General features: G+C 58.3%; 17 protein-coding genes and 1 riboswitch. Of the genes, 2 read left to right on the top strand and 15 right to left on the bottom strand.

Annotation, left to right across the window (positions count from 1 at the left end; genetic code table 11):
• Positions 1-131: 131 nt before the first annotated feature.
• The gene (locus tag PUT78_RS08215; RefSeq protein ID WP_274351769.1) at positions 132-1,328 is read left to right on the top strand and encodes a baeRF3 domain-containing protein; all 1,197 of its coding nucleotides are present in this window, start codon (positions 132-134) and stop codon (positions 1,326-1,328) included.
• 141 nt (positions 1,329-1,469) lie between these two features.
• On the opposite strand, the gene PUT78_RS08210 is transcribed toward PUT78_RS08215, so the two are convergent.
• The 5 genes from PUT78_RS08210 to PUT78_RS08190 form a co-directional block, all read right to left on the bottom strand.
• Positions 1,470-2,555 carry an ABC transporter ATP-binding protein gene (locus PUT78_RS08210; RefSeq protein WP_274351768.1) on the bottom strand — a complete coding sequence of 362 codons (1,086 nt, stop codon included), beginning with the start codon at positions 2,553-2,555 and terminating at the stop codon, positions 1,470-1,472.
• Positions 2,556-2,558: 3 nt separating this feature from the next.
• Positions 2,559-3,605 carry an NAD(P)-dependent alcohol dehydrogenase gene (locus tag PUT78_RS08205; RefSeq protein ID WP_274351767.1) on the bottom strand — a complete coding sequence of 349 codons (1,047 nt, stop codon included), beginning with the start codon at positions 3,603-3,605 and terminating at the stop codon, positions 2,559-2,561.
• 11 nt (positions 3,606-3,616) lie between these two features.
• On the bottom strand, positions 3,617-4,429 hold the full coding sequence (locus PUT78_RS08200; RefSeq protein WP_274351766.1) for a carbohydrate ABC transporter permease: 813 nt from the start codon (positions 4,427-4,429) through the stop codon (positions 3,617-3,619).
• Positions 4,426-5,289, bottom strand: coding sequence for a carbohydrate ABC transporter permease (locus PUT78_RS08195; protein WP_274351765.1), 864 nt, complete (start codon positions 5,287-5,289; stop codon positions 4,426-4,428). The genes PUT78_RS08200 and PUT78_RS08195 overlap by 4 nt, the downstream gene beginning before the upstream one ends.
• Positions 5,290-5,414: 125 nt before the next feature.
• Positions 5,415-6,716, bottom strand: coding sequence for an extracellular solute-binding protein (locus tag PUT78_RS08190; RefSeq protein ID WP_274351764.1), 1,302 nt, complete (start codon positions 6,714-6,716; stop codon positions 5,415-5,417).
• Positions 6,717-6,867: 151 nt separating this feature from the next.
• Between PUT78_RS08190 and PUT78_RS08185 the strand changes: the two genes are divergently transcribed.
• Positions 6,868-7,764 carry an AraC family transcriptional regulator gene (locus tag PUT78_RS08185; RefSeq protein WP_274351763.1) on the top strand — a complete coding sequence of 299 codons (897 nt, stop codon included), beginning with the start codon at positions 6,868-6,870 and terminating at the stop codon, positions 7,762-7,764.
• A gap of 57 nt (positions 7,765-7,821) precedes the next feature.
• On the opposite strand, the gene PUT78_RS08180 is transcribed toward PUT78_RS08185, so the two are convergent.
• The 10 genes from PUT78_RS08180 to PUT78_RS08135 all read right to left on the bottom strand — a co-directional run bounded on the left by PUT78_RS08180 (position 7,822) and on the right by PUT78_RS08135 (position 19,364).
• Entirely contained in the window at positions 7,822-11,151 is a 3,330-nt protein-coding gene (locus PUT78_RS08180; RefSeq protein WP_274351762.1) for an autotransporter domain-containing protein, read from the bottom strand.
• Between the two features lie 158 nt (positions 11,152-11,309).
• Positions 11,310-12,269, bottom strand: a complete 960-nt coding sequence (locus tag PUT78_RS08175; protein ID WP_274351761.1) for a helix-turn-helix transcriptional regulator — start codon at positions 12,267-12,269, stop codon at positions 11,310-11,312.
• A gap of 63 nt (positions 12,270-12,332) precedes the next feature.
• Positions 12,333-12,959 (bottom strand): hypothetical protein, encoded by a 627-nt coding sequence (locus PUT78_RS08170; protein ID WP_274351760.1) that lies wholly within the window; start codon positions 12,957-12,959, stop codon positions 12,333-12,335.
• 269 nt (positions 12,960-13,228) lie between these two features.
• Positions 13,229-15,037, bottom strand: coding sequence for a phosphomethylpyrimidine synthase ThiC (gene thiC, locus PUT78_RS08165; RefSeq protein ID WP_274351759.1), 1,809 nt, complete (start codon positions 15,035-15,037; stop codon positions 13,229-13,231).
• Between the two features lie 86 nt (positions 15,038-15,123).
• Positions 15,124-15,243, bottom strand: a riboswitch (TPP riboswitch).
• Positions 15,244-15,396: 153 nt separating this feature from the next.
• Positions 15,397-15,831: an SRPBCC family protein gene (locus PUT78_RS08160; RefSeq protein WP_274351758.1), complete on the bottom strand. Its 435-nt coding sequence runs from the start codon at positions 15,829-15,831 to the stop codon at positions 15,397-15,399.
• A gap of 9 nt (positions 15,832-15,840) precedes the next feature.
• The gene (locus tag PUT78_RS08155) at positions 15,841-16,167 is read right to left on the bottom strand and encodes an ArsR/SmtB family transcription factor (protein WP_274351757.1); all 327 of its coding nucleotides are present in this window, start codon (positions 16,165-16,167) and stop codon (positions 15,841-15,843) included.
• 154 nt (positions 16,168-16,321) lie between these two features.
• A complete protein-coding gene (locus PUT78_RS08150) occupies positions 16,322-16,861 on the bottom strand; it encodes an SEL1-like repeat protein (protein ID WP_274351756.1) in 540 nt (179 codons plus the stop codon).
• Positions 16,862-16,873: 12 nt separating this feature from the next.
• The gene (locus tag PUT78_RS08145; protein ID WP_274351755.1) at positions 16,874-17,671 is read right to left on the bottom strand and encodes an ABC transporter permease; all 798 of its coding nucleotides are present in this window, start codon (positions 17,669-17,671) and stop codon (positions 16,874-16,876) included.
• Entirely contained in the window at positions 17,668-18,390 is a 723-nt protein-coding gene (locus tag PUT78_RS08140; protein ID WP_274351754.1) for an ABC transporter ATP-binding protein, read from the bottom strand. Before PUT78_RS08140 ends, PUT78_RS08145 begins: the two co-directional genes overlap by 4 nt.
• On the bottom strand, positions 18,390-19,364 hold the full coding sequence (locus PUT78_RS08135) for a PQQ-dependent catabolism-associated beta-propeller protein (protein WP_274351753.1): 975 nt from the start codon (positions 19,362-19,364) through the stop codon (positions 18,390-18,392). The genes PUT78_RS08140 and PUT78_RS08135 overlap by 1 nt, the downstream gene beginning before the upstream one ends.
• Positions 19,365-19,376 lie beyond the last annotated feature (12 nt).

Genomic DNA, 19,376 nt, shown 5'->3' with positions numbered 1-19,376 from the left:
TTCGGAAGCAGACAGCCGGTTCCCGCCCTATCCCGCAAAACATAAGCCCGATATACGCTTGCGGCGCTTTCTGCACGGAACTGTTCCGGTCGGCGCGGGTTTCATCTGCAACACAAAACAAGAGGTGCCGCATGCAAACGCTCAATCCAACCCTGCTTCGTGATCTGGCGCTGTGCGAAGGTCCGCTTTGTGTCAGCCTTTATATGGAAATGTCGGCTGGCGGTGGCGAGCATGATCACATTCGCATTGCCCTGAAGAATGCAAAAGCCGATGCAAAGGCCGCTATTGCTGATGCGGGTGCTGATGCCGCAGCGGTTTACGCTGTACAGCAGCGGCTGGCAGATCTTAGCTATGACGATGTTGTCGGCGGTCGGGACCGGCGCGTAGCAGCCTTCATCGCACCGGACCGGACGCAGGTTGTCGACGCCAGTTTCACGGAAACCAGCGTCCATGTCGGCACGCGGTTCCGACTGGCGCCGCTGCTGGCCGCGTTGGAGCAGACACCCGATCACGCAGTGCTTGTCGCCAGCAGCGACCGGGCTTGCCTGTATCGTGTTACTGGCGGTGTGCTTAACCTGCAGAAGGTGGCGGATATGCCCGGTTCGCTGACGGAGATCAGTCAGTTTACAGATCAGCAGGAGAAGGGAAATATCCACGGGCGCGAGGATTCGGGCATTCCGGCATCATACAGGGGCGGATTGGTCGGTCCGTCCGGGCCTGCAGGGCCAACGGGCGTGCCGCATCACAGCATGGGCGGACATGACTGGCGTGAAGACCATGAACAGGAATTGCGCGTCTATGCCAATCTTGTCATCAACGCCGCGCAGCGCCATCTGAGCGGCACCAGCACGCCACTGGTCATTGCTGCCGATGAACGTCTGTATGGGATGATTCATTCAAGCTGCGAATATCCCTTCCTTGTGGAGGAAGGGATTACCCGGCATCCGGTCAGCCTTGATCAGGAAGAGCTGCGCCATGCGGCCGCAAAATGCCTTCACCGGGAAATCAGCAAGCGCCGTGCGGATGCCTGGGATAAGGTGGCGATGTCAATGGGCCGCGGTGACAGTGAAGCCAGCGACAACCCTGCCGATATCGTAGTTGCGGCGGCGGCAGGCCGCGTTGCACATCTTTTCGTGCAAAGCGGCGCGTCACTTCCGGGACGGTTTGACGCCGGTAACCTGACCGCAGAAGCCAACGCCGGGGGGGCCGACGATCTGATCGACCGCGCCATCATAGAGACGCTTCGAAACGGCGGCGACATTTTCCCGATGGAAGATCGCAACGGCGAGGGGAAGCTTATGGCAGCATCCTACCGGTATCCCGTGTGACCAAGCAATTCATATCCTGCAGCCTCCGCGCAGGTTGTCCTCGACCGCGTTTGCCGGTGTGGCTGCGGATACGCGCATGCGGTGCTCTGTCCCCTATGCGTCAGGTATGCGGCGTCAGGGAAACTGTACTTTCCCTATAGCTCAGCATCGCAGGCTGATGCCGCTACCTGCATCAAACAGGTGGATATCTTCCTCTGCAAATCCGAATGTCAGGTTTGCGCCCTCACGCGGGCGTTCTTCCGCTGGCATCAATGACCCAAGATCGACTCCATCAAGTGAAAAGCTGGCCAGAACCGAGTCGCCGTGAAATTCGGTCAGCGAAACTTCACCCTGCACGCTGGGGCCGGAAAATCCTGCATCGACCGGACGCAGGCGCGATGGGCGCAGCCCCATGATGACCTGCTGTCCTTCATGCAGATCGAAGGCGCTTCCAGATATCGCCAGCTGAAAACTGTCGCCACAAAGCTGCCAGCCGGTTTCCGTCCGCCGTGGCCGCAGAGTAAGGAAATTCATCGCCGGTGTACCGATAAATCCCGCGACGAACAATGTTCTCGGGGCCGAATAAATCTCTTCCGGGGTGCCAATCTGTTCGATCCTGCCTGCATTAAGCAATACGATACGGTCAGCAAGGGTCATGGCCTCCATCTGGTCATGGGTTACATAGACCGAAGTGGTGCGTAGCTCCTTATGCAGGCGTGCAATTTCAACCCGCATATGCGCGCGCAGCTTCGCATCCAGATTCGAAAGCGGTTCATCGAACAGGAACACATCGGGTGTCTTGATCATGGCACGGGCGATGGCAACACGCTGCTGTTGCCCGCCCGACAGCGCCGTTGGCTTCCGGCCCAGATAGGGTTTCAGGCCCAGGGTTTTGGTGACAGCGCCAACCCGTTGGTCGATTTCGGATTCAGGCGTTTTCTGACGTCGCAACCCGAAAGCGATATTCTCCCTGATCGTCATATGGGGATAAAGCGCATAGTTCTGAAACACCATGGCAATACCACGATCGCCCGGCTCGGCATCATTCATGCGCTGGCCACCTATCAGCAGGTCGCCGCCAGTTATGTCTTCCAATCCGGCCAACATGCGAAGGATCGTGGATTTCCCGCAACCGGACGGGCCAAGGAACACGATGAATTCCTGATCGGCCACTTCAAGGCTGAAATCCTCAACAACTTCCAGTTCACCATATTTCTTGTTGATATGTTTGCAAATTATCCCGGCCATAGCTCAGGCTCCTTCCGGATTCATGATGATCTGAAGTTTGATATCTGCGGGCCGCCCTTCGGCCGCGCGTTCAAAGGCCTTGATGGCATGCTCGAAGCTGTAGCTGTGCGAAATCAGCGGTTTGAGATTGACCTTGCCTGACGCGATCAATGCCAATGCACGATCAAAAACATTGGCGTAGCGGAACACAGTCTCAATACGCACTTCGCGGGCAATCGCCGCATTCACATCCAGACTTACTTTTCCCGGCGGCAGGCCCACCAGAACCACTGCGCCACCCGGGCGCACGGACCTGAAGATTGTTTCAAACACCTGCGGCGCACCGCTGGCTTCGAACACGACATCCGCGCCCCAGCCATCCGTTTCAGATGCAACAACTTGCGCCAGTTCCTGTTCACGGATATTGACCGGAATGATGCCGTCATATTGCGCGGCGATATTCAGTTTTTCCGTGCTGATATCGGAAATGATCACACGGCTGCACCCCCCGGCCAAAGCGGCCAGCGCCACCATGATACCGATTGTCCCGGCACCGGTAACAACGGCAACATCACCGGGCACAATCTTCGCGCGCGCCGCCGCATGCATGCCGACAGCGAAGGGTTCGACCATTGCCCCTTCGGCAAAACTGACCGCATCAGGCAATTGATACGTAAATGCCGCCGGGTGCACCACACTGCTGGTCAGAATGCCATGCACAGGCGGTGTCGCCCAGAATGTCACGCCCGGGTCCACATTGTAGATGCCCATCTTTGTCGCGCGCGATGACATGTCAGGCACACCCGGTTCCATGCAGACACGATCACCGATCTTCAGGCCCCGCACATTGTGCCCCACGGCCTCGATGACGCCGGACCCTTCATGCCCCAAGACCATGGGCGCGCGGACAATGTATTCGCCGATCCCTCCATGCGTGTAGTAGTGCACGTCGCTGCCGCAAACGCCCACAGTATGGACCTTGATCCGCACAGCATCGGGGCCGGGTTCGTGCGGCAGATCGATATCCCGCAGGCGCAACTCGCCTTTCCGCTCCAGTACAAGCGCACGCATAGAAACCTCTCTCACTTCTTTTTTCTGGAAAAGACCGAATTCATGAAACTGCTCAGAAGCCCCAGCAGCAGAAGCGGCGGGATGGACAGCAGGATGACTGCCGCGTTCAGAATGCCCCAGGGCACATCCATGCCAAGTTGCGACATTTCTGATGCGACGATGGGCAGGGTTCTTGCATCACTTGTCGTCAGCATCAGTGCGATCAGGAACTCGTTCCAGATCAGCACGAAACTGAAGGCGACAGCCCCCAACAATGTGCGCGCCGCGACCGGCAGTGCGATACGGAAGAACACGGCATAGACCCCGCAACCATCCACCCGCGCAGCTTCTTCGATTTCCTTGGGCACCTGCTGAAAGCCCGGAACCGACAGCCAGATCGTGATCGAGATTGTCAGCAGCGAATAGGTTACGATCATGGCAAGGCGCGTGTCATACAGCCCAAGATTAAGCCAGATCACCATCAGTGGAATTGCCACGGCCACAGGGGGCAGGAACCGCAGGGACAGAACGAAAAACTGCAATTCGTCTGTAATGCGGTTGGGATAGCGCGCAATCGCATAGGCTGCGGGCAGCCCCAGAACAACGCCGACCACAACCGATACCAGACAGATAATCAGCGAATTCACCAGCGCCTGAAGAACCGACTGGCGGCTTAGAACAAAGATCATGTTATCCAGCACAGGGGTAAAAATGAACTTTGGGGCCCGCGTCAGAATGTCAACATTCTGCTTGAACGCGTTCAGCAATGTCCACAACAGCGGAAACAGGACCATGAAGACCATCAGCAACAGGAATGCCTGACCAAAACGACGTGACATATTCATGCGCGCACCCGCTTCCAGATAATCGTGAAGATGATGATGGTCAGCAACAGCATGATCACCGCCATAGACGAGGCATAAGAAATTCGGCCCGCTTCGATGAAACCCTGACTGAAGGCGTACATGTCCAGTGTTTCAGTGCTGATGCCAGGGCCACCGCGCGTCATCACATAGATCAGATCGAAGGATCGCAGCGACTCGATTGCCTTGATCAGGGTCAGCGCCACAAGCTGCGCGCGCAGCATGGGCAGCGTGATATAGGCGTGAATCTCCCACGTTCTGGCGTGATCAAGGCGCGCGGCTTCTATGGGTTGATGCGGCAATGCCTCCAGCAGCTTGACGATGATGACTGCGAAGAAAAAACCCCATTGCCATAGATCCACATATGCAACGGCCCAAAGTGCAAGATTCGGATTTGACAGGATTTCCAGTGGTTCACCGGTGATGGCGCGGTAAGGATAGGTGAATATCCCGTAAAGCGGATGAAAGGCGAAGCGCCAGACAAAAGCGGCGCAGACACGCGGCAACAAGACAGGGACAAGGAAGATCAGGCACATAATGTTGCGCTGCCGCGGTGAGAGTGTCTCGAACATCAGCACACCCAGAAAAACAGCTGCAAGCATGGTCGCCGTCACAGTGATGACCTGCCATTTGGCCGACACCCACAAAGCATTCAGAAAGCGCCGGTCCGACCAGAGATTCACGAAGTTCTCAAAGCCCACATAACTGGAATCAGGGCGAAAAAGGGTCATGTTCCTGAACGACAGATTGATTGCATACCCCAGCGGAACAAATGCCAGGATCATCAGGATCAGGATTGTCGGAACAAGAAAAACATATGGCAGCGATTTCTGACGAAACATCGCAAGGCTCCTGACTGGAAGCGGCGCAAACCTGTGGCGGTGATTGACGTGGGGGCGCAAGGGCATCAAAGGTATGGTGCCGCCGGTGTCTGGCGGCACCACCCCCTGATTTGCAAAAATGACGCTTAGTCTGAAAGATTTGCTGCAAATGCTTCCAGTTCCGCCAGCGCGGCGGGAATGTCGTCACGCGTGCCGGTAATCAGCTCCTCCAGGATAATGCCCCAGTGGTTGCCCAGTTCCGGCCAGTTTGCATGTTGCCAGAAATTTACCTGCGTCACTTCTGCGGTTTCGGTCAGCGCGGCAGGCAGCCCCTCGCCAAATGTTTCCGCAAAAAGATCACTTGCAAAAATACTCTGGCGGTTCAGTTCACCGGCCTGGCCGATTTCAAGGCGCCGAAGCTCCTGTTCCCGCGACGTGGCCCATGCAATCCACAGACCTGCGCAGTCTCTCTCGGCGTCACTTTGGTTGGCGCGTTCCCCGATGGCGAAGCCATGCGCAAAACCGCCCCCTGTCAATGGCGCGGGCGGCTTGGCAAAACCCACCCGGTCCGCAACCTGGCTTTGCGTGCTGTCCAGTGTGATTCCGGCCAACGGGGCTGATTCAATGATCAGCGCAATCTGCCCCGCCCTGAAGGCACCGGTCGACTCATCCCAACTGCCGGTGCGCGTGCCCGGCGCGGAATATTCGAACAGGTCCAGATAGGTCTTTGTGGCCTGCACCCCCGCGTCGGAATTCATCGCGGGTTCGCCATCCACGAACCATTCGCCGCCCATTCCCTTGAAATAGGGCATCCAGCGCCAGACATTGGCGCCCGACCCACGCTGACCACGCAACCCGATCCCGTAAATGCCATTTGCGGGGTCATGCAATGCGGCGACCACCTCAAACAGTTCATCCAGTGTTTCCGGCGGTTCCAGCCCCGCAGCTTCCATCAGATCTGTGCGATAGACCAGCAGATCGCCACCGCCCATGATAGGCGCGAACCAGACTGTATCGTCATAGGTCGCTGTCGCAACGCGGCCCGGGTCAAAATCATCAAAATCATACTCGGCAGGATAATGCGGCATCAGCGGAACAATCCAGTTTGACGATGCGAATTGTGCAAGATTGGCCTCGTCAACATAGTATATGTTATACCGCCCGATCAGAGATGCATCTGCCTGACTTCTGACGCGCCGGTCCCCTTCATTCATATAGTCAATTTGGAATAATGCGCCCGAAAGCTCCTCGAATTCGGCGGCATATTCTTCCAGTAGTGTCAGGCCATCGCGCGGTTGCGCCAAAATACGGACAGGGCTGGTACAGACCGGTCCGTCTTGCGCCAGTGCGCTGCCCGGTGCCAGCATCAGACCTGTTGCGCCGACCATGCTGGTAGCGATGGCCACGCTGGAAACACTTCCCGCCAACCTATTGATAATATTATTCATCAGCTCCTCCCACAAAGCCAGACTACGCGATACCCTCGCGTCGGATAGTGAAAAGATGCTAGTAAACGGCTGCTTCTTCGAGTAGCCAGTATCTTGCCAGGATTCTATACTTTCTTGCGCCATCGCGTGAGGAGTGACAGGGGGCAGAAGGATGAAGCAAGACCAACATATTTGGGCCGGAAGTGCGACTTTTGAACATATCGAGATGCCGGAAAACCAGTGCTTCCTGTGGCGCAAGGACAACTATCCATGGGCGCGTAATGTCTGGAACTTCCATCCGGAATTCGAATTACATCTGATCCGGAAATCATCCGGGTTGTGTTATATTGGCGATCATATCGGCCAGTTTGATCCCGGCCAGTTAACCCTTGTCGGCAGCGGGTTGCCACATGACTGGATTACCCTGCCTTCAGATGGCAAGCATATCCCGGAACGCGATATCGTTGTTCAGTTCAATCCTGAAACCTTCGCCGGACCATCGCAATTCCTGATCGAACTGGAAGAACTGGATCTCTTGTTTGACAAGGCACAGTTCGGGCTGGAATTCAGCCCCGGCGCGGCCAAAGATGCCAGCGAGATTCTGGAAGGGATGGGCAACCTTTCGGGACTGGATCAGTTGGTTGCCCTGCTTTCCGTGTTTTCGATCCTCATCAAGGATACATCTGCAAAAACACTGGCCACATCACACTATCTTACCGATTTCCGGCCGGGCAGTTCGCTGGAACTGAAGCGGCTGGAAACTGCGTTGAACTACTTGCGGCAGAATTTTTTGCAGGACATAAAGCTTTCGGACGCCGCCGATGCGGTTGGCATGTCGGAAAGCGCCTTTTCGCGGTTTTTCAAGGCGCAGACCGGAAACACCTTCACCCAGCATATTTCCTCGCTCCGGCTCTGGATGGCCAAGCGCCTGCTGAAGGAAACGGACCACCCCATCACGGAAATCTGTTTCGAAGCCGGGTTCAGCAATATTTCAAACTTCAACCGGATCTTCCTGAAAACCACCGGATTGCGCCCCTCTGACTACAGAAAGACCGCGCGCAGGTTCTGACGCGACCATAGGCATGCGATGCTGCCAAACCCCTTTCCCGGCGGGGGCAGACCGGGGTCAGAAGCGCATCGACAGGTCCGCCCTGAAGCCATGATCGCGGGTCCCGCCTGCGATCCGGCCATGATAGGAAAAGCCGAAAGTGGCGTTGCGGCCCAGGTTAACGTCGACGCCTGCTTCAACAATGCCACTGTTGCGCGCAATCGGAACCCCGGCAATGGAGAAGGCGTTTCCACCCGCAAGCGCGTGGGTGCCAAGCGGTGTTATGTCGCCAAAAGCATGTTGCCAGCCGATCATGCCGCGCAGGGTCGCGCTGCGGTTGCCGAACCCGACATTATGCTCACCGCGCACGCCCAATGTGGTAAAGGTGACGCCGGTCCCGCCACCGGCCCCGGACAAGGCCGCTGCGCCACCCTGTTCGGCAAAGCCCTTCGTTCTAAGATGCACATGCGCAAGGTTGGCGAAAGGCTCCAGCCAGGTGTCGGTGCCAATGTCGATTCCATAGCCCAGTTCTCCAAATCCCTGAACCATGCGCGCACTGTAGCTGGCGGAAAGACGATCAGCGAAACCGGTAAAGGCAACGGCGCGATCAAACTCCAGATTATGCCAAGTATAGGCAACACCCGCACGGAACGCGAGATTGCCCCATTCGGTGCCACCATATACGCCAAGGTGGTAATTGCTGCTGGTTCCCGACGATACCCGGTCGCGTATCTCGAATTTTGATCGACTGTAACCGCCCAGGATACCAACACGCCAGTCACCGACAGGAATATCCGCGCCGATCAGTACCCCGCCCGTGGACCGGGTCAGACGCGCGGCATTGCCCTCACTGCTGATCGACCCGCGCGCGCCAAAGCCATGGCCCCAGAATACCGCGCGCCCGTGACCGTGTGCGGCAAGTCCCGGGGTATTGCCCGTCCCATAGGCCAGACCGGGCGCACGGGACGCGCCCACCGTTGCGAAAGCCCCGCGAAGACGGTCATTGGCAGCGTAGCGGATGAAGCGGCTGTCCCCGATCAGCGCCGATTTCGCCGATACATGGATTTCGCCTGAACCCGCATCGAAAGCCGCGCGCGCTTCATCGGCATCGCCAAGTGCGGCAACAGCGTTGAACATTGCGCCCGAACCGACTGACTGAATCCCGCTTGCGGCCGCGCTTTGATTGCGTGTCAGGGCAACATCGGCGAAATCAACCGTTTGGGACAGCATCAGATAGATATTGTTGGCATCATCGGACAACAGCGGCGTGATGAAAAGGGAATCGGCCGCGAAAATGGCTTCGTCGAAACCGGCACCTGCAATACCACCATCGGCGGTAATGATCGTGTATGGCGTTTCCAGTATGAAATCGGGATAGGGCAGCACCAGGACTGTCCCGCCATCAGGTGTGGCTGTGCCGGTAGCGTGAATGAGATCGCTGTCGCCTGCCGCATTCACCTCCACCTCATAGACCGTGCCGGGGCCGAAGGTGATGTCGCCCGCGATGTTCAGGGTGCCGATCGAATTGCCCGGCGCGACGGTGCCGCCGGCGATGAAAGTGTTGCCGATCAGGTTGCCACTACCGCCCAGCAGGCCCCCCGCATTGACCATGATGTCATTAACCCCCGCGTCCAGCAGGCCATTGACGATAACTGTGCCGGATGATCCGGCCCCCGCTGCGACCGTGACATCGCCGGGCAGAAAGATGCCGTTTATCAGCATGCCGCCCTCATCAATGATCAATGTGCCGTGCCCCGATCCTCCGACAGCGAAATCGCCGTTATTCTCCCAGCGGCTGCCATCCCCCAGGGCGACAACTCCTTCACCCCCAGTGGCAGCACCGATGACTACCCCGGTCGAATTTGCATTTGCCCCCGCACCAAGGGTGACTGAACCAAATCCTGAATGGCCGATTTCAATGTCCGTTGCATCCAGAACTCCGTTTCCGACAAGTACATGGCCCTCGCCGCCAACTTCCTCTCCAAGATAAAAATTCGCGTGTCCGGCAGACCCTGTTACGACCCCGCCGTTCTGGATGTTCAATATGCCTGTTCCCTCAAACCCAAGGGTGACGCCCCCATCCGCGAACCATCTGGATGCAGCGCCATCGACCGTCATGATACCCAGACCACCGGCGAATTCGCCCAGGAATGTTTCGCCTGCGGTAACCAAAGCGCCACCGTCACCAATCATGATGTCGCCTTGGCCCAGTTGGCCAATATAGGATGTTCCCGAAGCAATCATTGCTGAACCCGCGTCACGGATCGCCACGATGCCCAGACCATCCCCTGCAAGGCCAAGGACAGTGGTATCGCTGGTGCGGACGACGCCACCTTCGGTAACACTCAGATTTCCGATCCCCTCAAGTCCAATGATGAAATCACCACCAACATTCATTTGTCCGCCATCAAAGAAAGAGGCGGCCCCCACGCTGCCTGCCTGCCAGCCGAGCGCAGCGCCCAGTCCCGCGGCATTCACCTCGCCACCCGGACCTACCGTCAGACTACCGGTTCCCCCGTGGGAACCGACAAGAAGCGTCGCTGTGGTATTTAAGGAAGTGCCACCGGACACAGTTGCGCTGCCGCTGCTGCCTTCGCCCCCGCCGATAATCATCGCATGCGCGCTTACTGTGCTTGCACCAGATGCGGAAATGTCGCCGGAGCCGCCATTCAGGCCGATGATCAAGGTATCGGACACCTGCAATTCGGCATCGCCAAGGCTTATACTGCCCGAGCCTGTCGCCCCGATACCCACATGCACCGAACCCGAAGCCAGTACTTCGGCGTCATTCAGAACGGTCAGTTGGCCAGTACCAAGATTGCCGACAGTCAACTGTGCTGATGGACTGGTCAGCAGCAATTGCGCGCCTGCGCCCGCCACAAAAACCTGGCCTGTGCCGTTTGCCCCGCCGATTATACCACTGCCGCCAATGGCGCCCGCAGCGCTTGTCACTACACCGCCACCAGTGATGGATGCTTCGCCCGTGCCTTCGCTGCCAACAAACAGGACCCCGTCGATATCCCATTCTCCGGCGATGGTGGCCGTGCCGACCGCACCGGACAACTGGCCTATATGGGCGCTGGCACCAAGGGTTTGCAGCGCACCACCCGCTTCGATCAACAGGCCGCCACCGCCTGTACTGCCTATGGCAATTGCACCGCTTTGTGCGCCGGGAACGGCAATGACCGGTGCTTGCGGTGGTGGAATATTGATAGCGACCGTATCACCAGCGCCCGGCACGGCGCTGCCGCCCCAGTTGCCGGGATCGAACCAGTCATTGTTCACGGTGCCTTCCCATTCGACCTGCGCCCGCACCGGTTGCGCGGCAAGGGCGGTGGTGACCAGTAGCGTGCAGGCAAGTCCGAAAGACCCGCTTTTTCCGGAAAGGGCAGATGAAATCATCGTCATGCGGGCCATCCTTCAAACGTAAAACCGCAGCGCACCTATCCGATTCAACGCGATGGAAATCGTGCAACCACTCGTTGTACGTTCAGATAGCATTCAAAGGGTCGCCCGGCTTGGGGAGAGAGGACGGGGAATAAGACACGGTATCCCAGCGGTCGGGACTACCGGTCCCTACCTGCCGCCGTTGCCCGCACATCAGAAGGTGTTGCCCCGAAGCGCCGCCGGAAGACCTGATTGAACCATGACAGGTCACCAAAGCCCACCTCGAAGGCGATGGCGCTGATCGTCAGGTGCGAAAAACGCGGATCGGACAGAAGGCGCTTCGCCCGCTCAAGGCGGGCATTGCGGACAAAATCCGAGAAGCTTGTCCGCGCGCCATAAAACAGCGCGCGCAGGTAGCGCGGGGATATTCCGTGGCGCAGGGCCAGCCAATCGAGCGACAGGGAAGGGTTGCTGAGATTGGCCTCTATATCGATGGTTATTGCTTGCAATCGCGCGGCGCGGACACCCTTGTCTTTGGCATGTCTTGCGGCGTCGCGTGTGGCCCCCAACGCCAGCGCGGCCAGATCATGCAGATGGGTCGCCACGATGCGTCCCGCGTTCAACGGAAGCGCGTCAGCTTCATCCATGATCGCAGACGCATAACGTGCCAACAGGCGAAGTTCAGGGGAAGGTGCCAGTTTTGCAATTTGCCCCAAATGCCTGTCAGCAAGGCGCGGCGCAAGAACCGCACGGGGGATGGCAATACTCAGCCCCTGAGCGCCCATATCATAGATGGATTGTCCGGTGCATTCATTGGGCGCCAGATACGCCTCGCCTGCGGTCAGACACATCACGTCGGAATCTGTCTTGCTGGTAATGGAACGTCCATTGGTCAGTATCTGTACAATCAGGTCGTCATTTCCGTCCGCCACGTTATGGGATGCGCGCCGCGCGATGCAGGCTGACGTATCGATGCGCGCAATGGCCAGACCGGGCAGCACGCGCACAGACAAATCAGAGAAGAATGTGCCGCCAACCGGTTCCAACTCAATCTGCGCAAGTTGCCGATAGACATCGCGCGTCGCATCAATGGATTCTGCATGAGGCAGGTTTCCAGAAGAAAACTCAAACCATTCCATCACGCGCCCTTTCGTTTGTCACGCAAGCGATGCGCTGACAACCGCGTCGGGCAGACAGGAGCCTCACTCCCCCGATCCGTCACTGGTCAGCGTAAGGGAATTGAGGATCCGGCTGTAGTCCTCCAGATTGTGCGCGTAAATTTCCGTGGCGTCCGGGCCGGATGGTGTCAGCAAAGATATGACGTAATGCGTATTGTCCGGCAACCGGCTGAAGAACAGAACATGTATTTCCTGCGGCAACTGCGTGCCCTGAATCACAGCGGCAAGTCCGACAGCACTGCCGCTTGAAAAGCCTTCGTCATGGCGGTCGTGAACTGGTACATCCTCGCGCAGCCACAGGCGGTCGGTAACTTCAAATCCGATGTCGCGCCAGATCAGGCTTTCGAAGGCAATCACACGCTCGCGGGCTTCGTCGGCGGACATGCCCGGCCCGGTTTGAACAGACAGGATGCGGATAATGCCAACAAGGTGTTCGTCGTCATCAGTGCGCATCATCTGGCACCCGGACATCTGTTCAGGCAGACCCGAGATCTGAGCGTTCAGCCACGGTGCAGGCGGTGACACAGCAAGCCCAGATACTGCGCATCCGGGTGTCGATATGTCGGACAGGTCCATCTCATCCGCGGCTGTCGCAAACGCCATCGGCAAGATCATCCCGATGTTGCGCACCATCCTTCCAAACTGCCGCATATGCCCGCCCCCATTTCAGCCGCCAACGTCTTATCATACCAATTTGACCGCCATCAGGCTAAGGGAAAAAGGTAGGGTTCTGGGACATAGCAAAGAACAGGGAGCAGGTTTATGCGCGGCGCACGCGCATGACGGGCGTGCCAGACAGTTGCCCGAAGTCACGACGCAAAGCTGTGGGCACTTACTGTTGTGGCAAGAAATGCTGCCACAGCAATATGTGCCCACTGATCACCCCGACCGGCGCGACGCAAAACCGGCCGCGTTGCGCATCACACCTTGTCCTTCACGGGCATGTAAAGATCGCCCCCATCCCGGTAGCGTTCCGCCATTTCCACCAGTCCGGCTTCGGCACGGGCCGCGTCGCGGATGTCATGGCTGATCTTCATGGAGCAGAATTTCGGCCCGCACATCGAGCAGAAATGCGCAACCTTGTGGGCTTCCTTGGGAAGGGTCTGATCATGAAAAGACCTGGCCGTGTCCGGGTCAAGCGACAGGTTGAACTGATCCTCCCACCGGAATTCGAAACGGGCGCGTGACAGCGCGTCATCGCGGATTTTTGCCGCAGGGTGGCCTTTTGCCAGATCGGCGGCATGGGCCGCGATCTTATAGGTGATCACGCCGGTTTTCACGTCGTCGCGGTCGGGCAGGCCCAGATGTTCCTTGGGCGTGACGTAGCACAGCATCGCTGTGCCGAACCACCCGATCATTGCCGCGCCGATACCGCTGGTAATGTGGTCGTAACCCGGTGCAATGTCGGTGGTCAGCGGCCCAAGCGTGTAGAATGGCGCCTCACCGCAGACCGCCAGTTGCTTGTCCATGTTTTCTTTGATCTTGTGCATCGGCACATGGCCGGGGCCTTCGATCATGACCTGACAATCATGCGCCCATGCAATCCGGGTCAGTTCCCCCAGGGTTTCCAGTTCTGCGAACTGCGCTGCATCATTTGCGTCTGCAATCGAGCCGGGCCGCAACCCGTCACCCAGGCTGAAGGTTACGTCATAGGCGCGCGCGATTTCGCAGATTTCTGCGAAATGCTCATAAAGGAAACTTTCACGGTGGTGGTGCAGGCACCATTTGGCCATGATAGACCCGCCCCGGCTGACAATACCGGTCACACGGTCCACTGTCAGCGGGATATGCCGCAGCCGCACGCCTGCATGAATGGTGAAATAATCCACGCCTTGTTCCGCCTGCTCTATCAGCGTGTCCCGGAAGATTTCCCATGTCAGGTCTTCGGCAACACCGCCCACCTTTTCCAGCGCCTGATAGATCGGCACAGTGCCGATAGGCACGGGCGCGTTGCGGATGATCCATTCGCGGATGTTGTGGATGTTGCGTCCCGTGGACAGATCCATGACAGTATCCGCGCCCCAACGGATCGCCCAGACCATTTTTTCCACTTCTTCCGCCATCGAGGATGTGACCGCAGAATTGCCGATATTTGCATTGATCTTGACCAGAAAGTTCCGGCCAATGGCCATTGGTTCCAGTTCCGGGTGGTTGATATTTGCGGGGATGACCGCGCGCCCGCGCGCCACTTCGTTGCGCACGAATTCCGGGGTCACGAAATCAGGTATTGCCGCGCCAAAACTTTCACCGTCACGCATCAGTTTCTCCCGGATCACTTTCCTGCCCAGGTTTTCGCGGATCGCCACGAACTCCATCTCGGGTGTGATGATACCTGCGCGCGCATATGCGATCTGGCTGACCGATTTGCCGGTCTTTGCCCGGATCGGACGATGCCTTGCAGGAAATTCCGGCGTCAGCCTGTCCTGCGATACGAAACCATTATCGGCCGGCACCACAGGGCGGGGCGCATAATCCTCTGTATCACCGCGCACTGACAGCCAGTTTGCGCGCAAACGGGGCAAGCCGCGTTCGATGGCGATTGCGGCATTTTCATCCGTGTAGGGACCGGAACAATCATAAACCGTTACCGGCGGCGCATCTGCACTTGGGTGCAGCGCAATCTCGCGCATCGGCACACGCAGATCGGGATAGAGCGCGCCGGATTGGAACACTTTACGCGAAGCGGGCAACGGCCCGGTGGTTACTTTGGGGGTGGGAAGGTCGGTCATGTCAGGCTCCTTGCCTTGCGAGCATTGGAGACCCAGCATGCTGGAAGGGGGAATGAATGCGCCAACGGACAAGCCAGTATCCGGCTGTCAGAGCATCCGCACCGTCCCTACGCCAGTATGAACTGGATCAGGTTCATAGGGTCTCTGCGCTGCCTTGCGGCCCAGCAGTATCTCAGCTCCTTGACGGAACCCCCCTGGTGGAAATGCCATTGTGTGGGCAAGTATTGTTAATGTCAATGCAGCGTCAGGACGGGACGATCAGGCGGAAGGTAACGCAATATTTGTCAGACCGGGAACCGGTTTGCGCGTCCCCCACATGCGAAAATCACGGATCGCGGCTTTGCATAGCCTGTAGTGCCTTACCGGCCTGCTGGCTGTGGGTGTTTCCCAAGGTCGGCCAGCAAGGTGGGAAGTTTCTTGCGGACAAGGGATTTCCAGCCACTGCCAAGAACAAGGCGTGGCATGATGGCCGAAAGCCCTTTGAAGCCGGAATGCGTAAGGCGCAGGCGTGTCGCGTGGCCCGCATCTTCCAGTTCAAAGCTCACTATGGTGTCGATACCGCCGCCCTCCCATGTCAGCACCAGCCGCGCTGGCGCTTCAAGAACTTTCACAGTGCTCTGTACAATACCGTCAAACCCCGGCGCAGGTTTCGTCCGGAAGGTAAATGAATGCCCCACTTCGGGGCGGAAATCATTCGGCATCAGCCACGCGGCCAACTGGTCTGAATCGGTCAGCGCGTCCCAGACCATGTCACGCGGGAATGGCAGCGTCTGTTCGATGATAATGTCACGCATGAAATCCTCCTAGTTCTTGCGTCTGGCAAGATGCGCATTCAGCGCGTCAAGCTTGTCGGTCCAGAACATCTCATATTTGGCGAGCCAGTCGGCGATGACCTGAAGCTCCGGGGCGTTGACCTGATAGTAGCGGTTTCGGCCCGCCTTGCGCTCAGTGACCAGCCCGGCCTGTTTCAGCACTTGCAGATGCTGCGATACCGCCGGCTGGCTGATCCCCAGCATCTGCGTAAGCGTGCCGACAGAGCATTCCTCCGTCAGCATGGCATCCAGCATCTTGCGACGACCCGGATCGGCGACGGCGCGAAATGGATCCTGAGAGGCGGCGATACGGCCCATAATGTTCCTATCAGCGATTGCTTATATAATATACATATAGGCAATCGCTGATATATAGTCAAGCCTTGAGGTAACCGCCGGTCTGCGCAAGCCATGATGCGCCCGGCATGTGTAATTGTGGTGGCCTATATCAAATTGCAAACGTGCGTTACCGCTATGAGGTGGGCGCGTATTTCCAGGCGTCTGCGTCGGGCGTCACCTCATCCAGATCATACCCGGCGGCCTGCAATCGGCGTGCTATACCCAGACCTTCGGCGGCGGCGCGGTCGACAAGGGCACGCCCGCCTTCCATATCCTGTGTCACACCACGCCCGCGGATCATGTCGATACCGTGATTATAGGTGCCCACCGCGTCACCCAGTTCGCCCGCGCGGCGACTCCATTCCGTGGCGCGGTCTGGGTCTTCGTCGGCGCCAAGCCCGTTGTGGTCAAGCTGGCTCATCCAGTTCATCGCCTGAGTCCAGCCAGCATTCGCGCAGGCTTCAAAAATGATGCGTGCCTGTGCATGGCGGCCTGCCTTGGTGGCCAGATAGCCATTTGCGCAGACCATCATGTCCACATCCCCGCGTTCAGCCCGTTCCACCAGCCGTTCGAGGGTCATTTCCTCTGGATTGGTCGTGCCATATTGCGAGAAATCTTCTTCCCCAGCCATGGCGGGCAGAGCCAGCAGCAGCAAGGGGGCGAGTGCGCGCATGTCGGTTTCTCCTCAGGGGCGGGCTTTGCGGGTCATGATGCCACGCGCGGGGTCAAAGCCCCAAAGCGCCAGCGCAAGAAAGATCGCGAAGGTCAGCGCGACCCAGACCAGTGCGTCCGGGTTCAGCCGGGCATAAAGCGCAAAGCGAATCAGTTCCACCGCATGGCTGAACGGGTTGAACGCGCAGATATCGCGCAACAGACGCGAGGATTCGGCCATGCGCCACAGCGGGTAAAGCGCTGTGGACAGAAAGAACACGGGAAAGATGACGAAGTTCATCACACCTGCGAAATTCTCCAGCTGCCGGATGGTGGAGGCCAGAAACAACCCCACTGCCCCCAGCATCAGCCCCGAGGCCAACAGCGCAGGCAGCACCCAGACATAGCCCATGAGCGGCAGCCTGATACCATAGAGATAGGCAATGCCAAGGAACGCATAGACTTGCAGGATCGACACCAGCACCCCCGCCAGCAGCTTGCAAAAGAGCAACCACCAGCGGGGCAGGGGGGCTGTCAGCAAAAGGCGCATCGACCCCATCTCGCGGTCATAGACAAGGCTCAGCGCTGATTGCATGGCGTTGAACAGCTGGATCATCGCGCACAGGCCCGGCACGATATAAACCTCATAGGTGATATAGGTCTGATAAGGTGGCGTTATCGACAGGCCAAGTGCAGCGCGAAAACCTGCGGCAAAGACGATCAGCCAGACCAGTGGGCGCACAAGGGCGGCCAGAAATCGTTCGCGCTGGGTGACAAAACGCAACGCCTCGCGCAGCAGGATGGCCGAGAGGGCGCGCAGATAGGGGCTCATGCGGCGGTGTCCTCGGTCAGGGCCATGAAATGCGCGGGAAGCCGGTTTTGCGGCGCGATATCTGCGGCGCGGCCATGTTGCAGGATGTGGCCTTTATGCAAGATCAGGACAGTATCATCGGGCGCGACCTCATCGACCAGATGCGTGGCCCATAAGACGGCAATCCCGTCATCGCGCGCCAGGGCGTGCACATGCGCCGTAATCGCGGCGCGCGCGCGCGCGTCCAGCCCCACGGTCGGTTCATCCAGCAACAACAGCCGCGGGCGGTGCATCAGCGCGCGGGCAATTTCCAGTCGCCGCCGGTGCCCGCCATTCAGCGCGCGGGTCTTCTCGCCCGCGCGCTCTGCCATGTCCAGCCGCTCCAGTACTTCTGCCGCCCGCAAGACTGATTCACGCCGCGACAACCCGTGCAGCGCACCAAAATAGGCCAGATTGCGCGCCACGCTCAGGTCCAGATCCAGCGTCATCTGCTGAAACACCACCCCCATGCACGCAAGGGCGGCGCGTGGGGAAGTCTGCAAATCCTGCCCCATCACCGCAATGCGCCCCTGACGGGAAACAAACAGCCGCGTCAGCAGCGCGAACAGCGTCGATTTTCCCGCGCCATTGGGGCCAAGCAGCGCGCAGAATTCGCCCGGCATAACGCTGAAAGAGACGCTTTGAAGCGCCTCTTTCCTGCCGTAGTGAAAGCTTAGTCCGGTGACGTCCAGTGCGTTCATCAGCTGTCCGCAGGCCGGTAGGCAGCCCCCCACGGGAAACGGCCCACCTTGACCGTCTTGACCGGCTCTTGGCGTTCCAGATCAATGATTGTCACATCGCCGGAGACACCGTTGGTTGTAAACAGTTTCGTTTCGTCATCCGACATCGCCATATGCCAGACGCGGCGACCAACCAGATGATATCCCAGTACCTCATAGGTTTCCGCGTCAACCACGGCGATCCGGTTTGCCGGGCCAAGGGCAACATAGACGCGGCTCATATCCTCGGTCAGCTTGAAACCCACAGGTTGCACATCATGTGGATGCACATCCGGGATTTCAAACCGGATTTCAGCAAGCTCCTGATAAGTTTCTGTGTCGAACACATGCAGGCCGCCGCCGATTTCCGCACTGACGAACAAGCGCTTGTCATCGCTGGTGAATTCAGCATGGCGCGGGCGGGAGCCAACCAGCGAGTTCTGAAAAATCTCGAATGTTTCAGTGTCGATCCAATGCGCCATATTGGTGGTTTCAGATGTCGTGATGGCAATGGTGCCAGCGCGGTTGATCGCCTTGCCTTCCGGCTCCACCCCTACAGGGATCTGCGCGACAATCCGGCGGTCCACCACATCCAGAACCGACGTGATGTTGTCATCTTCGTTAGAGATGTAGATATGACGGTTATCCGGGTGCAGTGCGAAGGTTTCGGGGTTCTCGCCAGAGGGCAGGTTGTGCAGGATTTCCCGCGTCGTCACATCGATCACCTGAATGGTGCTGTCATCGGATGCACAAAGATACGCGACCTTGTGATCATGGCTGAACATGATGCCACGCGGGCGGGCACCGACCTTGATCGTATCGACCACTTCCATGCTTGGCACGTCGATGATGCTGATCGTGTTGTCGCGTTCGTTTGAAACCCAGACCTCCTGCGCCAGTGCGGGCATGGCCAGCAGGGCCGTCATGGCGAGGGTGGAAACAGTGCTGCGGATCATTGGAATAGTCCT

The sequence above is a fragment of the Roseinatronobacter alkalisoli genome, assembly GCF_028745735.1.
Classification (GTDB): domain Bacteria; phylum Pseudomonadota; class Alphaproteobacteria; order Rhodobacterales; family Rhodobacteraceae; genus Roseinatronobacter; species Roseinatronobacter alkalisoli.
Note: the sequence above shows the minus strand (reverse complement) of the source record. Positions and strands in the feature narration are given on the sequence as shown.

Excerpts from the sequence above, each read along its gene's own strand:
- PUT78_RS08205 (WP_274351767.1), bottom strand. The coding sequence starts at position 3,605 with ATGCGTGCGCTTGTACTGGAGCGGAAAGGCGAGTTGCGCCTGCGGGAT.
- PUT78_RS08180 (WP_274351762.1), bottom strand. The coding sequence starts at position 11,151 with ATGACGATGATTTCATCTGCCCTTTCCGGAAAAAGCGGGTCTTTCGGA.
- PUT78_RS08190 (WP_274351764.1), bottom strand. The coding sequence starts at position 6,716 with ATGAATAATATTATCAATAGGTTGGCGGGAAGTGTTTCCAGCGTGGCC.
- PUT78_RS08200 (WP_274351766.1), bottom strand. The coding sequence starts at position 4,429 with ATGAATATGTCACGTCGTTTTGGTCAGGCATTCCTGTTGCTGATGGTC.
- PUT78_RS08160 (WP_274351758.1), bottom strand. The coding sequence starts at position 15,831 with ATGCGTGACATTATCATCGAACAGACGCTGCCATTCCCGCGTGACATG.
- thiC (WP_274351759.1), bottom strand. The coding sequence starts at position 15,037 with ATGACCGACCTTCCCACCCCCAAAGTAACCACCGGGCCGTTGCCCGCT.
- PUT78_RS08140 (WP_274351754.1), bottom strand. The coding sequence starts at position 18,390 with ATGAACGCACTGGACGTCACCGGACTAAGCTTTCACTACGGCAGGAAA.
- PUT78_RS08210 (WP_274351768.1), bottom strand. The coding sequence starts at position 2,555 with ATGGCCGGGATAATTTGCAAACATATCAACAAGAAATATGGTGAACTG.
- PUT78_RS08215 (WP_274351769.1), top strand. The coding sequence starts at position 132 with ATGCAAACGCTCAATCCAACCCTGCTTCGTGATCTGGCGCTGTGCGAA.
- PUT78_RS08195 (WP_274351765.1), bottom strand. The coding sequence starts at position 5,289 with ATGTTTCGTCAGAAATCGCTGCCATATGTTTTTCTTGTTCCGACAATC.
- PUT78_RS08185 (WP_274351763.1), top strand. The coding sequence starts at position 6,868 with ATGAAGCAAGACCAACATATTTGGGCCGGAAGTGCGACTTTTGAACAT.
- PUT78_RS08170 (WP_274351760.1), bottom strand. The coding sequence starts at position 12,959 with ATGCGGCAGTTTGGAAGGATGGTGCGCAACATCGGGATGATCTTGCCG.
- PUT78_RS08135 (WP_274351753.1), bottom strand. The coding sequence starts at position 19,364 with ATGATCCGCAGCACTGTTTCCACCCTCGCCATGACGGCCCTGCTGGCC.
- PUT78_RS08175 (WP_274351761.1), bottom strand. The coding sequence starts at position 12,269 with ATGGAATGGTTTGAGTTTTCTTCTGGAAACCTGCCTCATGCAGAATCC.
- PUT78_RS08155 (WP_274351757.1), bottom strand. The coding sequence starts at position 16,167 with ATGGGCCGTATCGCCGCCTCTCAGGATCCATTTCGCGCCGTCGCCGAT.
- PUT78_RS08150 (WP_274351756.1), bottom strand. The coding sequence starts at position 16,861 with ATGCGCGCACTCGCCCCCTTGCTGCTGCTGGCTCTGCCCGCCATGGCT.
- PUT78_RS08145 (WP_274351755.1), bottom strand. The coding sequence starts at position 17,671 with ATGAGCCCCTATCTGCGCGCCCTCTCGGCCATCCTGCTGCGCGAGGCG.